Genomic DNA, 14,807 nt, shown 5'->3' with positions numbered 1-14,807 from the left:
ATAGTTAGGAAGAGATCTTATCTCTTCCTAACTTCTTAGAGCGATACATTAGCTCATCAACCGCCTTGATAAGTGTATCTTTGGAGTAATCTGAGCTATTTACAACACCCGCACTAAACGTGACCGCTTCACTATCATGAGATAAGTTTTCTCTCAATACTGCCTGAAGCATCTCTAACCTTTGTGTTAGCTGTGATACATCCATAAATTGACACACCACAACAAACTCTTCGCCCCCATAACGACAAACTACATCAGCGTCGTCTCGAAAATGAGACCTTAAGTGCTGACCAAATCGTACGAGTATTTCATCGCCGATGTCATGCCCGGATACATCATTAATTCGTTTAAAATAATCGAGATCTAGCATGGCTAAACTAAATGACTGCTTTTGGTGGGACAACTTATCAATATGCTCTTGAAAATATCGCCTATTGAACAATTCAGTTAACGGGTCCCTATACGCAAAGTTACGATTAACTAAGCTCGCTTTACGTTGTAAATAAGCAAAAAGACCAATGCTAATACAGCTCAAAAAGGCAATAAAAATATACGCTCTACTCAATTGCTCTTCTTTTTCTAATTCAGCAAGGTTCGCCGCTTGTGCTTTGAGTTTCTCATTTGTCAGCGCTAACTTAAATTTATGCTGTTCCGCTTCAAAAAAACTTTGCGCTTCTTGCTCTAACACTTCTTTCGTTGCCAATTCATTTTCTTCTAGCAATCTAATATAGCGATTCAATACCGCAATACTGCCGATATAATCTTGCTGTAAATCCAATACATGCGCTTTTAATTTAAGTGTTCTACGCATGTACCTATTATTCAAAGGACTCTGATAATTGTCCAATATAGAGAGCGATTCTTTTAAATGGATTTGTGCTTGTGCATAACGGCTCATCGAAGACAGTGCTTTGGCTAAGTTGTTATGCAAAACGATGAGATGTGCCGGGTTAACAATAGCTTTATATTCTAATTCTTTTGCCTGCAAAAAATAGTCGACGGCTTCATCATACTCCTTTAACAATAAAGAGACCTTACCTAGGCCCGCGTTTGCCCAAAAATGATAGCGTGGCAGTGTTAAGCGTTTGGCGCTCACGAGCATGTCTGAATAACAAGATCTTGCTTTTTCAACAAGCTTAGAACGTAATAAAGCCATGCACAAATTGTATTTTATTGGTAGTCCATCCAATACATTTTGTGTTTGTACGGCGAGAACATTGGCTTGATTTGCAAACTCGATGGCTTTCCGGTGATATTTAAGTGTTGAATAATAAGCTGTGAGGCTGTCTAATACAGCTAATTTACTCACATCTCCAATATCATTTCTCATGATATAAGCATGGGCCGCTTGTACAGATTTCAGCGCTTCACTATATTCTTCTCGCCAAATAGAGATCACAGCTTCCATAGCTTGAACCCTAACTAACATAGCGGAGTCTTTAACATGCGTAAATGCCCGTTTAGATTGTTTAACTAAACGCTTCGCATCATCTAAGTGACCCTGCTCAATAGCAAAAAAGCTTCGATATAAATACCAGTACCCTGCCCCCCAAGAGAATTGTTGCGTCTTAAGTGTTGAAGAAAAGCGCGAAAATTCCTTTTTAGAACGTTCTATATGACCGGCAAAAAAAAATGCTCTTGCGCTCAAAGCACTTAAGAAAAATTCAGTGTCGGCAGAGTTTGACGTATTAATCCAGCGGTTTGTTAGCTCAATATGTAGTTCTGGTGATTTGAGTACTTGTTGTTCCAATTCCAAAAAGTCATTTACGCTCGCCTGTACTGGTTGAAAACACGACAACCAAACAAACATAGCGACCATTGCTAAAAATACTTTCACCACTACATCAACTCATCAATTTGTATTAGTATAATGTAATGTTTTGTAAAGCAAATGGCAACAAAAAAGGCCCCTTATGGGACCTTTTTTAAGCAAGAGTTGGTGATTACCAACCCGCTTTTTCTTTTAGTGCAACACCGATGTCTGCAAGAGAACGTACAGTTTTAACACCAGCTGCTTCTAGTGCAGCAAACTTCTCGTCAGCAGTACCTTTACCGCCAGCGATAATTGCACCAGCGTGACCCATGCGCTTACCTTCTGGAGCAGTAACACCAGCAATGTAAGAAACAACAGGTTTAGTCACGTTAGCCTTGATGTATTCTGCAGCTTCTTCTTCTGCAGTACCACCAATCTCACCGATCATGACGATCGCTTCTGTTTGGTCATCTTTTTCGAACATTTCTAATACGTCGATAAAGTTAGTACCTGGGATTGGATCACCACCGATACCAACACAAGTAGATTGACCGAAACCAGCGTCAGTAGTTTGCTTAACCGCTTCGTACGTCAGAGTACCAGAACGAGAAACAATCCCTACTTTACCTGGCTTATGAATGTGACCAGGCATGATACCAATCTTAGTTTCACCCGGAGTGATAACACCTGGGCAGTTAGGACCGATCATACGAACACCTGATTGGTCTAGCTTAACTTTGACGTCAACCATATCAAGTGTTGGAATACCTTCCGTAATACATACGATAAGCTCAATACCTGCATCGATTGCTTCTAAAATAGCATCTTTACAAAATGGAGCTGGTACGTAGATAACTGATGCAGTAGCACCTGTCTCTTGCACTGCATCACGTACAGTGTTGAATACAGGTAAACCAAGGTGCGTTTGACCGCCTTTACCCGGAGATACACCACCAACCATTTGCGTGCCGTACTGAATAGCTTGCTCTGAGTGGAAAGTACCTTGACCACCAGTGAAACCCTGACAGATTACTTTAGTATCTTTATTAATTAATACAGACATTATTTGCCCTCCGCAGCAGCAACAACTTTCTCAGCAGCATCAGTTAGAGATTCTGCTGCGATAATGTCAAGGTCAGAGTTAGCTAAAACTTCACGACCTAGTTCAGCGTTAGTACCTTCTAAACGTACTACTACTGGTACTTCAACGCCAACTTCTTTCACTGCGCCGATGATGCCTTCTGCAATCATGTCACAACGAACGATTCCGCCGAAGATGTTTACCAATACAGCTTTAACATTGTCATCAGAAAGGATGATCTTAAATGCTTCAGCTACACGCTCTTTAGTTGCACCACCACCAACATCTAGGAAGTTAGCTGGCTTACCGCCGTGTAGGTTTACGATGTCCATAGTACCCATCGCTAGGCCTGCACCGTTAACCATACAACCAACGTTGCCATCTAGCGCTACGTAGTTTAATTCAAAGCTTGCTGCATGTGCTTCACGTGCATCTTCTTGCGAAGGATCGTGGAACTCACGGATCTTAGGTTGACGGTATAATGCATTACCATCAATGCCAATTTTACCGTCAAGACAGTGAAGGTTGCCTTCGTCTGTCACAACTAGAGGGTTGATCTCTAAAAGCGCAAAGTCATGATCATTAAACATTTTTGCTAGACCCATGAAGATCTTAACAAATTGTTTCATTTGAACTGGATTTAGGCCTAATTTAAAGCCTAATTCGCGACCTTGGTAAGCTTGAGGGCCTACTAATGGATCGATTTCAGCTTTATGAATAAGCTCAGGTGTTTCTTCGGCAACAGTTTCTATTTCAACGCCACCTTCAGTAGATGCCATGAAAACAACTTTACGAGTTGCACGGTCTACAACAGCGCCAAGGTATAATTCGTTTGCGATGTCTGTACAGCTTTCTACTAAGATCTTAGCAACTGGCTGACCTTTTTCGTCCGTTTGATAAGTAACTAAGTTCTTACCTAACCAGTTTTCAGCAAATGCACGGATTTCGTCTTTGCTATCTGCTAGTTTAACACCGCCCGCTTTACCACGGCCACCGGCGTGTACTTGACATTTAACTACCCACTTGTCGCCGCCAATCTTAGCAGCTGCTTCTACAGCTTCCTGAGGAGTATCGCATGCGAAACCCTCAGATACTGGTAAACCATAGTCGGCAAACAGTTGTTTTGCCTGATACTCATGCAAATTCATGATGCTTTATCCAATTTCTTGTACTAAAAAAGCTGAATATTTATGCAAATAATCAGCTATCCCAAAATGCGCCCCTAGTATAGATCCCAAGGGTACTTATGAAAACCCTAGTTAGACCAAAGGCGCAAAAAAAAAGCTGTATGGACTAACATACAGCTTAATATCTAATCAGACTGCTTATACATCCAACAACAAACGTGTTGGATCTTCCAGAAGTTCTTTAATCGCAACCAAGAATCCTACCGATTCTTTGCCATCAATTAGACGATGGTCATAAGACAGCGCTAAATACATCATTGGTAATATTTCAACTTTACCATTCACAGCCATTGGGCGTTCTTGTATTTTGTGCATGCCTAAAATGGCAGCTTGCGGTAGGTTAAGAATCGGCGTAGACAACAATGAACCAAATACACCGCCGTTAGTAATTGTGAAATTACCACCCGTCATATCTGCCATTGACAGCTTACCATCACGGCCTTTGATTGCTAAATCTCGAATGCCATTTTCAATACCCGCCATACTCAACTGATCTGAGTCACGCAATACTGGCGTTACAAGACCACGAGGTGTAGAAACTGCAATCGAGATATCGAAGAAGTTGTGATAAACAATATCATCACCGTCAATTGATGCATTTACTGCAGGGTAACGCTTAAGCGCTTCAGTAACTGCTTTAACATAAAAAGACATAAAACCAAGACGTGTGTCATGTGTTTTTTCAAACAAGTCTTTATACTGCTTACGAAGGTCCATGATAGGCTTCATGTTAACTTCATTAAACGTTGTTAACATTGCAGTAGAGTTTTTAGCTTCAAGTAAACGCGTCGCAATTGTTTTGCGCAAACGCGTCATTGGTACGCGTTTTTGTGTACGCTCACCTAAATCAGCAACAGGCGCTGGCGTTGACGCAGCTTTAGTTGGAGCTGGTTTCGCCGCCGGAGCTGACAAGAATGCATCAACATCTTCTTTAGTAATACGCCCGTTTTTACCAGAACCTTTAATAGCAGAAGCATCTAGGCCTTTCTCTGCGATTAAACGACGTACTGAAGGCGTTAATACATCAGAGCTATCGTCATTTGCTGAGCTTGCTTCAGTCGCTGCTGCTGGAGTGGCTGGCGCTGCAGAACCGCTGCTAATTTTACCGATAACTTGCTCACCCAGTACGGTATCGCCTTCAGCGTGAATGTGTTCACCCATTACACCGTCTTCCGGTGCAACAACTTCTAATACCACTTTATCGGTTTCAATATCTACCAAGTTTTGGTCACGGCTTACCGCTTCACCTGGTTGAACGTGCCAAGTTGCAATTGTAGCATCTGCTACTGATTCTGGAAGTACTGGTACTTTGATGTCCACTTCGTTACCTTCTGATGCTGTAGTGGCTACTGCCGCTGCTGGTTGTTCATTTGATTGCTGAGCTGGTGCGCTTGCTGATGCACCGGCTGCACCTAAAAGTGCAATAACTTGTTCACCTAGAACAGTCGCTCCGTCTGCTTGTGAAATCTCAACGACAACACCATCTTCTGGAGCTACAACTTCTAGTACTACTTTATCTGTTTCAATATCAACTAGGTTCTGATCTCGCGTTACAGTATCACCAACGCTTACATGCCAAGTTGCAACTGTCGCATCTGCAACAGATTCAGGAAGAACAGGAACCTTAATTTCGGTTGTCATCTCTTATCCCTTATTTTTAATTGTTAAGGCGTCAGCAACTAACGCGTTTTGTTCTTTTGTATGAGTCGACATATAGCCACATGCTGGTGCCGCAGACGCTTTACGCCCCGCGTATGAAAGATTAGCACCTGACGGGATAGCTTCCCAGAAATGATGTTGAGAGCAATACCACGCCCCCTGATTTTGTGGTTCTTCTTGACACCAAACGAAATCTTTAACGTGCTGGTACCGTGCCATAACTTCATCCATTTCCTGATGAGGGAATGGATATAACTGTTCAACACGTACTATCGCTACATTGTTGAGCTCTAACTTGCGTCGTTCTTGCAACAATTCGTAATAGACTTTACCACTACAAAATACAACGCGTTCCACAGTTGCCGGATCAATATCATCAATCTCATCAATCATATTGTGGAATACACCATCTGCCAATTCATCTAAAGATGACACAGCCAATGGATGACGCAATAATGATTTTGGTGTCATTACTATCAATGGACGACGTAATGGTCGTACAGACTGACGACGTAGCATCGCATACACCTGAGCTGGCGTTGAAGGTACACATACTTGCATATTGTGATCAGCACACAATTGTAAATAACGCTCTAAACGTGCAGAACTATGCTCTGGGCCTTGCCCTTCATAGCCATGTGGTAATAACATTGTTAAGCCACACAAGCGGCCCCATTTTTGTTCACCTGAGCTTAGGAATTGGTCAAATACAACTTGTGCACCATTTGCAAAATCACCAAACTGCGCTTCCCACAATACCAACGAGGTTGGTTCTGCCGTCGTATAACCATATTCAAATGCTAATACGGCTTCTTCAGATAAAACGGAGTCATAAACTTCAAAGTTACCTTGATCAGCATGAATATTTTGCAGTGGTAAATATGTATTACCTTCAGCTTGATCATGAACAACTGCATGACGATGGAAGAACGTTCCTCGACCAGAATCTTGCCCGGTCATACGGATATTAACACCGTCATCAACAAGCGTTGCATAAGCAAGCGTCTCTGCCATACCCCAATCCAATGGCTTTTCACCAGATGCCATTAATTTACGATCTTCGTAAATCTTTTTAACTCGAGATTGTGCTTTATGGTCTTCTGGATATGAAGAGATTTTTGCACTCAGATCTTTTAGTTTTTCAACCGGAACCGTTGGGTCGTAAGCTACATCCCAGTCGTGACCTACAAACTTTGACCAATCAGATGAATGCTTCGTATCAGGACGAATCTCTTCAACAACACACTCACCATTATCCAAGCCATTTCGATAGTCATTGGCAAGTCGCTTAGCATCGTCTGCGCTTAATACACCTTCGCTTGCTAACTTGTCCGCGTATAACTGACGTGGTACTGGGTGTTTTTTGATCTTTTTGTACATCACAGGCTGCGTTGCGCTAGGCTCGTCAGCTTCGTTATGACCATGACGACGGTAACATACTAAATCGATAACAACATCACGGTGGAACTTATTACGGAAGTCAAGTGCTAACTGTGTAACAAACGTAACAGCTTCAGGGTCATCAGAATTAACATGGAAGATAGGTGCCTGAACCATTTTAGCAATGTCAGTACAATAATCTGTAGAACGTACATCTTCTTGTTTACTCGTTGTAAAGCCTACTTGGTTGTTTACGACAATACGAATTGTACCGCCCACACCAAACGCACGAGTTTGAGATAAATTAAATGTTTCTTGAACAACACCTTGACCCGCAATAGCTGAATCGCCATGAATAGTTATTGGTAATGCTTTAGAACCATTTTTACACCCTAAACGCTCTAGACGTGCTCGAACAGAGCCCATAACTACTGGGTTAACAATCTCTAAGTGAGATGGGTTAAACGCCAACGCCATATGAACGTCACCACCTTCTGTGGCGAAATCAGATGAAAAGCCCATATGGTATTTAACATCACCCGAGCCCGCTGATTCACCATATTTTCCAGCGAATTCGTCGAACAATTCTTGTGGGTTTTTACCGAGTACGTTTACTAAAACGTTTAAACGGCCACGGTGCGCCATCCCAATAACCGCTTCTTCTTGACCACTTTCACCAGCGCGATGAATCAGTTCCTTAAGCATTGGTACTAAAGCGTCACCGCCTTCAAGAGAAAAGCGCTTTGCTCCAGGGAACTTAGCACCAAGATATTTCTCTAGGCCATCAGCAGCGGTTAAGCCTTTTAATATCCGTAGTTTTGTTTCTTTGCTAAATTTAGGCTGTGAGAAGGTAGATTCAACACGTTGTTGTAACCAACGCTTTTCTTCTGTAGAAGTGATATGCATATATTCTGCACCAACAGACCCACAGTACGTGGTCTTCAAGGCCGAATATAAGTCTTTCAACTTCATTGTCTCTTTACCGGAAGCAAAAGAGCCAATGTTATATTCTTTTTCTAGGTCCGACTCCGTTAAATCGTGATATTCGAGTTCCAAATCTCGAACTCTTTCACGCTTCCATAACCCTAACGGGTCAAGGTTGGCATTTTGATGCCCTCGAAACCTAAATGCGTTTATGAGTTGTAGCACGCGAACTTGCTTGGCATCTGATGTGCCACTTGCTGCAACAACTACTTCTCTGTGTTTGTTTTTAGCAAGATCTTTAAACTGAGCTCTTACCTCGGAATGTTTAACATCAACATCCACACCATCAACTTTAGGAAGTTGATCAAACACTTCTCGCCATTCTTCTGGCACTGAAGTCGCATCGTCAAGATACGCTTCATAAAGCTCTTCTACATAAGCTACGTTTCCGCCGTACAAATGCGAAGATTCTAGCCATGCCTTCATCACACCTTCGTGCATTTATTAGCCCTTTTTTCTAGCGCAGAAATTTAATTATTAACAAGATGGCATACTAGGCATGCCATCTTACTGTTTAAATATGTATTAAACCGAACGATTTAACAACATAGATTTTATATGACCAATGGCTTTAGTTGGATTCAAGCCCTTAGGACAAACGCTAACACAGTTCATAATACTGTGACAGCGGAATACGCTGAACGCATCATCAAGATCAGCCAATCGTTCTTCTGTTGCCGTATCACGTGTATCTGCTAAGAAACGGTAAGCATGAAGAAGACCTGCTGGACCTATGAACTTGTCTGGGTTCCACCAGAACGAAGGACATGAAGTCGAACAACACGCACATAAAATACACTCATATAAACCATCTAGCTTGTCACGATCTTCTACAGATTGAAGACGCTCTTCGCCACCCGTTGGCTTATCATTGATAAGAAACGGCTTAACTTTTTCATACTGAGTGTAAAACTGGCTCATATCAATAACTAAATCACGTATCACTGGTAAACCAGGTAACGGACGTAGAATGATTTTGCCTTTTCCATTTTTTTGTAGTGCTGATATAGGCGTAATACATGCAAGGCCATTTTTACCATTCATGTTCACACCATCAGAACCACATACACCTTCACGACAAGAACGACGGAAAGAAAGTGAAGGATCCTGCTCCTTTAAGAGTAAAAGCGCGTCCAACACCATCATGTCACGACCTTCTTCTACTTCCAGCTTATATTCCTGCATATGTGGCGCATTGTCCACATCAGGATTATAACGATAAACAGATAACTCTAAAATTGCCATCGTTGTGCTCCTAGTAAGTACGTGCTTTAGGCGGGAATGCTTCACGAGTCTTAGGCGCGTAATTTACTTCACGCTTACTCATAACTTCCGTTTCTGGGTTAAATACAGTATGACACAACCAATTTTCATCATCACGATCCGGATAATCAAAACGAGAGTGTGCACCACGGCTTTCAGTACGGAAATTAGCGGCTACCGCTGTTGAATATGCAGTTTCCATCAGGTTATCTAATTCAAGACACTCAATTCTTTGCGTATTATATTCTGTAGATTTATCGTCTAAGCGAGCATGCTGTAAGCGTTCACGGATCTCTTTCAGCTGTTGTAACCCTTCAGCCATCGAGTCACCTTCGCGGAATACAGAGAAATTTAACTGCATACATTGCTGTAGATCTTTTTTGATCTGTACCGGATCTTCACCTTGACCTTTGCTCGAATTTTCCCAGCGATTATAACGCGCAAATGCCGCATCGATGTTATCGCTTGACGCTTGCTTAGTCACTTCAGCATTTGCTAAGTATTCACCTAAGAAGTTACCCGCAGCACGACCAAATACAACTAAGTCAAGCAATGAGTTACCACCTAGACGGTTAGCACCGTGTACAGATACACAAGCGATTTCACCAACCGCAAATAAACCTTCAACGAGTTTATTGTTACCCTCAGCATCAACGCTCAATACCTGACCGTTAACGTTTGTCGGTACACCACCCATCATATAGTGACAAGTTGGAATAACTGGAATTGGCTCTTTAGCTGGATCAACGTGTGCAAACGTTTTAGACAGATCACAAACACCTGGTAAACGTTTATACAGCGTTTCTTCGCCTAGATGGTCAAGTTTCAGCTTAATATGCGGGCCTAAAGGACCATCACAGCCACGACCTTCACGAATTTCTGTCATCATTGAACGCGCAACAACATCACGAGAGGCAAGGTCTTTCGCGTTAGGTGCATAACGTTCCATGAAACGTTCGCCATCTTTATTTAAAAGATAACCACCTTCTCCACGACAACCTTCTGTAACAAGCGTTCCCGCGCCCGCGATACCCGTTGGGTGGAACTGCCACATTTCCATATCTTGCATCGGAATACCAGCACGAGTTGCCATACCAACACCATCACCGGTGTTAATGTGTGCGTTAGTCGTTGATGCAAAAATACGTCCTGCACCACCGGTTGCAAGTACGACGGCCTTTGATTTGAAGAAAGTGATTTCACCCGTTTCAATCTCAATTGCAGTACAACCTACAACATCACCGTTATCGTTTTTAACAATATCTAACGCATACCACTCAGAGAAAACATTGGTTTTATTTTTTACGTTTTGCTGATAAAGCAAGTGTAATAGTGCATGACCAGTACGGTCAGCAGCAGCCGCTGTACGTGCTGCTTGCTCACCACCAAAATTTTTCGATTGACCACCGAAAGGACGCTGATATACACGGCCATTTTCAAAACGAGAAAACGGTAAACCCATATTCTCTAATTCAGTAATCGCTTCAGGACCTGTTTGACACATATATTCAATCGCGTCTTGGTCACCGATAAAGTCTGACCCTTTGACCGTATCGTACATGTGCCATTCCCAGTTATCTTCATGCGAGTTTCCTAGCGCAACTGTGATACCACCTTGTGCTGAAACTGTATGAGAGCGTGTTGGGAAAACTTTCGAAATCAATGCACACGTTTTGCCTGATTCAGAAATTGCAAGCGCTGCACGCATACCAGCACCACCGGCACCAATTACAACAGCGTCAAATTCACGGACATGATATTTCACTTAAACACCCCACAAAACAAACAGGCCTATTGCTACATAAGCAAGTGCCATCAGGTTTAACACGAAGCCAAGTACCGAACGTAATGTCGAACACTTTACATAGTCTGTTAATACTTGCCATAAACCAATAGTTGTATGAACCATAATGCATACAAGCGTGACCAATGTCGCAGCTTTAACAGCTAGGTTAGAAAACAAACCCTGCCATGCTTCAAATGTTAACTCAGGAGTTAGAAGTAAGTAGCCAACGATAAATACAGCATAAGCTGCAATTATTAACGCGGTTGTACGCAGTGAAACGTAATCTTGTACGCCATCACGCTTGAGAGTTGCTTGATTTAAGACCATATCCACACTCCTGCCAATATTGCTACAATCACAGAAAGTGCAATCGCGATATTAGCGCTGCTGTTACCTGACTCTAATTCTTCCCAATGACCCATGTCTTGGATCAAATGACGGATACCAACGATTAGGTGATATGCCAACACAGAAAGCGTGCCCCACGCGATGAATTTTGCAACGAAGCCGTTAAACAGCCCCTTTACTAATTCAAAACCTTCAGGAGAAGAAAGAGACTCAGACCATGCCCAAATGACGAAGGTTAAAGCGAAAAATAATGCAACACCCGTTACACGGTGCAGAATTGATGCTTTAGCCGTTGCCGGCATCGATATAGTCGTAAGATCTAGATTTACAGGTCTTTGCTTTTTCACAGTTACTTGCCCATCTTGCCCACAAAGGAGCTCATCTACTTTGTTTTTATAAAATCCACTTGCACGACATGCACAAATGGCACACTCTAGGTATACCTGCTTTTTCAACGAACCGATCTTAATTCATTCTGTTTGTTGTAAAAAAAGGTTTACCCACAGACGATACGGTGTAAAACCTATCACAGTATATAAGGCCGTGCGCGCTTTTACAATTCTTGTTTAGATTGAGACGCTTGCGAATTAGCCAATGGTATAATATTTAATCTCTACAGAATATTTATTATACATCTTTGCATAATTCCAAGAAAAATTGACTTTATACCCTAGTTTTACGTTAAAATGATCTGAATTTGCTTAACATTAGTATCACAACATAACAATCAGAATTGTTATTCCATAGGAGATAAATAGATGGCAGATAAAAAAGCCACTGTCCATATTGATGGTCACGACCCAATCGAGCTACCAATTTATTCGGGTACCGCTGGTCAAGATGTAATTGATGTTCGTACTTTAGGTGCTCACGGCCACTTCACTTATGACCCAGGTTTTATGTCTACCGGTTCTTGTGAATCATCTATCACCTACATCGACGGTGGAAAAGGTGTACTGCTACATCGCGGTTACCCAATTGAGCAGTTAGCTGAGCATTCAAATTACATTGAATTATGTTATTTATTGCTAAACGGTGAGTTACCAACAGCTGAGCAACATGCTGAATTTTCAGATGAAATCACACGTAACACCATGATGCACGAAAAAATCGCTGCATTCTTCCAAGGTTTTCGCGTTGACTCTCACCCAATGGCTATGCTTTGTGGTGTTGTTGGTGCATTATCATCGTTCTATCATGATGATTTAGATATCTCAGATGCAGACCAACGTCAGCGCAGTGCTATCAAATTAGTTGCTAAGTTGCCTACCATTGCGGCAATGGCGTACAAATATAACGTTGGTCAACCATTTGTTTACCCACGCAACGATTTAAGCTATGCAGAAAACTTTTTGCATATGATGTTCTCTGTCCCAGCTGAGGATTACACGGTTAACCCTGTTGTAGCTAAAGCTATGGATCGTATTTTCATGCTGCACGCTGATCACGAACAAAATGCTTCAACGTCTACAGTACGTTTAGCTGGTTCGTCAGGTGCTAATCCTTACGCATGTATTGCTGCTGGTATCGCCTCACTGTGGGGACCTGCTCATGGTGGTGCAAACGAAGCTTGTCTTAACATGCTTGAAGAAATCGGTTCGCTCGACCGTATCGACGAGTATGTCGCGAAAGCAAAAGATAAGAGCGACCCATTCCGTTTAATGGGCTTTGGTCACCGCGTATACAAAAACTTCGACCCGCGTGCTACAGTAATGCGTCAAACATGTCATGAAGTTTTGAAAGAGTTAAACATTCAAGATCCACTACTCGACGTTGCTATGCGTTTAGAGCAAATCGCGCTTGAAGACCCATACTTCATCGAGAAAAAGCTATATCCGAATGTAGATTTTTACTCAGGTATCATCTTGAAAGCAATTGGTATTCCAACGAGTATGTTCACTGTGATCTTCGCAATGTCACGTACTGTTGGTTGGATCTCGCATTGGGATGAAATGCTATCTCAAGCAGGACACAAAATTGGTCGTCCGCGTCAGCTTTATACTGGCTACGCACAACGCGACTATGCAGACTCTGCAAAACGATAACGTAAAGTCTTAAAAAAAGGCCGCTATTAGCGGCCTTTTTTATTGCATCTTACACAGATCAAATTACAATCCCTTCGTTATATTTGCCGGAATAATATTGAAATGAACATAATTGCTGAGTTGCGCCACGACTTTCCTGTACTCTCTCAATCTATTGAAGGTCAGCCTTTAATCTACCTTGACTCTGGTGCGACCAGCCAAAAGCCTCAGAGTGTGATCGATGAGATAAACGATTTTTATAGTAAAAACAACTCAAACGTACATAGAGGTTTACACTCACTCAGTGAAAATGCAACATCGAAATACGAATATGTGCGGACACAACTGGCTAAATTTTTATCCGTTAATTCCAAAGAAGTGGTTTGGACCAGTGGTGCAACTGAAAGCCTTAACATTATCGCCTCTGGTGTAACATGTGATCTAAATTCACAGGATATTATTCTAATTAGTGCATTAGAGCACCATGCTAATATTGTTCCATGGCAACAAGCAGCGCAAGAAAGCGGTGCAAAGATAGCTATCATGCCCATAAATAAACAAGGGATTTTGGATATACCAGCTGCAATCGCTATGATTGAAGACTTAAAACCCAAAGTTATGGCATGCACACATGCATCTAATACGCTTGGTAATATTAACCCCATCGCCAAGCTAATAGATGCAGCGAAGAAAGTTAATGCCATTACCGTGATTGACGGCGCACAAGCTTTTCTTCATTTAAGGCCTAATCTGTCACAGTTAGATTGCGATTTCTATGTTGGCTCAGCCCACAAAGCATTAGGTCCTACAGGGCTTGGATTCTTATATGGGAAATTTGAAAAGCTCAACGCACTAAGCGTTTTCAAAACAGGCGGCGAAATGATTGACAAGGTAACATACGAATCGTCAAGTTACCGAGAGGCCCCAGCTAAATTTGAACCAGGGACACCAAACATATCAGGTGTATTAGGGTTTGGAGCAGCCATCAATTATTTAAATAAGCTTGACCCTATCGTACTTCATCAATATGAACAAACCTTATATTCGTACTGTCTTAATCAATTACAAGCAATCGATGGCATCATTATTTATGGCGACACGCAAAATAATATAGGTACAATTAGCTTTAATTATCGCGACGAGCACCATTATGACATTGCAATGTTACTCAATAGCTATGGCATTGCTTTGCGAAGCGGCCACCATTGTACGCAACCACTTATTGCTGAACTAGGTATTCAGGGTACATTAAGAGTAAGCCTCGCTTTTTATAATTCACACAATGACATAGATACATTTATTACTGCTCTAAAAAGCAGTATTAAATTAATTGCAGGATAAG

At 41.9% G+C, this 14,807-nt stretch carries 11 protein-coding genes; 2 read left to right on the top strand and 9 right to left on the bottom strand.

Translation table 11 applies throughout. From position 1 onward, the window contains the following. Positions 1 to 4: 4 nt before the first annotated feature. The 9 genes from J8L98_RS25195 to sdhC form a co-directional block, all read right to left on the bottom strand. Positions 5 to 1,840, bottom strand: a complete 1,836-nt coding sequence (locus J8L98_RS25195) for a tetratricopeptide repeat-containing diguanylate cyclase (RefSeq protein ID WP_210997440.1) — start codon at positions 1,838 to 1,840, stop codon at positions 5 to 7. A 103-nt stretch (positions 1,841 to 1,943) separates the two neighbouring features. Next, the gene (gene sucD, locus J8L98_RS17195; RefSeq protein ID WP_210997439.1) at positions 1,944 to 2,816 is read right to left on the bottom strand and encodes a succinate--CoA ligase subunit alpha; all 873 of its coding nucleotides are present in this window, start codon (positions 2,814 to 2,816) and stop codon (positions 1,944 to 1,946) included. Further along, positions 2,816 to 3,982, bottom strand: coding sequence for an ADP-forming succinate--CoA ligase subunit beta (gene sucC / locus J8L98_RS17190; protein WP_192507251.1), 1,167 nt, complete (start codon positions 3,980 to 3,982; stop codon positions 2,816 to 2,818). The genes sucD and sucC overlap by 1 nt, the downstream gene beginning before the upstream one ends. Before the next feature lie 177 nt (positions 3,983 to 4,159). Next, positions 4,160 to 5,662, bottom strand: coding sequence for a 2-oxoglutarate dehydrogenase complex dihydrolipoyllysine-residue succinyltransferase (gene odhB, locus J8L98_RS17185; RefSeq protein WP_210997438.1), 1,503 nt, complete (start codon positions 5,660 to 5,662; stop codon positions 4,160 to 4,162). 3 nt (positions 5,663 to 5,665) lie between these two features. Further along, entirely contained in the window at positions 5,666 to 8,485 is a 2,820-nt protein-coding gene (gene sucA, locus J8L98_RS17180) for a 2-oxoglutarate dehydrogenase E1 component (RefSeq protein ID WP_210997437.1), read from the bottom strand. A gap of 84 nt (positions 8,486 to 8,569) precedes the next feature. Next, the gene (locus J8L98_RS17175) at positions 8,570 to 9,289 is read right to left on the bottom strand and encodes a succinate dehydrogenase iron-sulfur subunit (RefSeq protein ID WP_192507248.1); all 720 of its coding nucleotides are present in this window, start codon (positions 9,287 to 9,289) and stop codon (positions 8,570 to 8,572) included. A 10-nt stretch (positions 9,290 to 9,299) separates the two neighbouring features. Further along, positions 9,300 to 11,072 carry a succinate dehydrogenase flavoprotein subunit gene (gene sdhA, locus J8L98_RS17170; protein ID WP_192507247.1) on the bottom strand — a complete coding sequence of 591 codons (1,773 nt, stop codon included), beginning with the start codon at positions 11,070 to 11,072 and terminating at the stop codon, positions 9,300 to 9,302. Continuing rightward, complete coding sequence (gene sdhD / locus J8L98_RS17165) at positions 11,073 to 11,420, bottom strand: succinate dehydrogenase, hydrophobic membrane anchor protein (RefSeq protein WP_192507246.1); 348 nt, start codon at positions 11,418 to 11,420, stop codon at positions 11,073 to 11,075. Beyond that, the gene (gene sdhC / locus J8L98_RS17160) at positions 11,411 to 11,788 is read right to left on the bottom strand and encodes a succinate dehydrogenase, cytochrome b556 subunit (protein ID WP_192508535.1); all 378 of its coding nucleotides are present in this window, start codon (positions 11,786 to 11,788) and stop codon (positions 11,411 to 11,413) included. The genes sdhD and sdhC overlap by 10 nt, the downstream gene beginning before the upstream one ends. A gap of 411 nt (positions 11,789 to 12,199) precedes the next feature. Here sdhC and J8L98_RS17155 point away from each other — a divergent pair, with 411 nt between their 5' ends. Both J8L98_RS17155 and J8L98_RS17150 read left to right on the top strand, forming a co-directional pair. Further along, complete coding sequence (locus J8L98_RS17155) at positions 12,200 to 13,486, top strand: citrate synthase (RefSeq protein WP_210997436.1); 1,287 nt, start codon at positions 12,200 to 12,202, stop codon at positions 13,484 to 13,486. 102 nt (positions 13,487 to 13,588) lie between these two features. Next, a complete protein-coding gene (locus J8L98_RS17150; protein ID WP_210997435.1) occupies positions 13,589 to 14,806 on the top strand; it encodes a cysteine desulfurase in 1,218 nt (405 codons plus the stop codon). Position 14,807: the final 1 nt, after the last annotated feature.

Source organism: Pseudoalteromonas sp. MMG013, assembly GCF_018100885.1.
GTDB lineage: Bacteria > Pseudomonadota > Gammaproteobacteria > Enterobacterales > Alteromonadaceae > Pseudoalteromonas > Pseudoalteromonas aurantia.
Note: the sequence above shows the minus strand (reverse complement) of the source record. Positions and strands in the feature narration are given on the sequence as shown.

Coding starts and splice junctions, on each gene's coding strand:
- sucD (WP_210997439.1), bottom strand. CDS start 2,816: ATGTCTGTATTAATTAATAAAGATACTAAAGTAATCTGTCAGGGTTTC.
- sucC (WP_192507251.1), bottom strand. CDS start 3,982: ATGAATTTGCATGAGTATCAGGCAAAACAACTGTTTGCCGACTATGGT.
- odhB (WP_210997438.1), bottom strand. CDS start 5,662: ATGACAACCGAAATTAAGGTTCCTGTTCTTCCTGAATCTGTTGCAGAT.
- sucA (WP_210997437.1), bottom strand. CDS start 8,485: ATGCACGAAGGTGTGATGAAGGCATGGCTAGAATCTTCGCATTTGTAC.
- J8L98_RS17175 (WP_192507248.1), bottom strand. CDS start 9,289: ATGGCAATTTTAGAGTTATCTGTTTATCGTTATAATCCTGATGTGGAC.
- sdhD (WP_192507246.1), bottom strand. CDS start 11,420: ATGGTCTTAAATCAAGCAACTCTCAAGCGTGATGGCGTACAAGATTAC.
- J8L98_RS17155 (WP_210997436.1), top strand. CDS start 12,200: ATGGCAGATAAAAAAGCCACTGTCCATATTGATGGTCACGACCCAATC.
- J8L98_RS17150 (WP_210997435.1), top strand. CDS start 13,589: ATGAACATAATTGCTGAGTTGCGCCACGACTTTCCTGTACTCTCTCAA.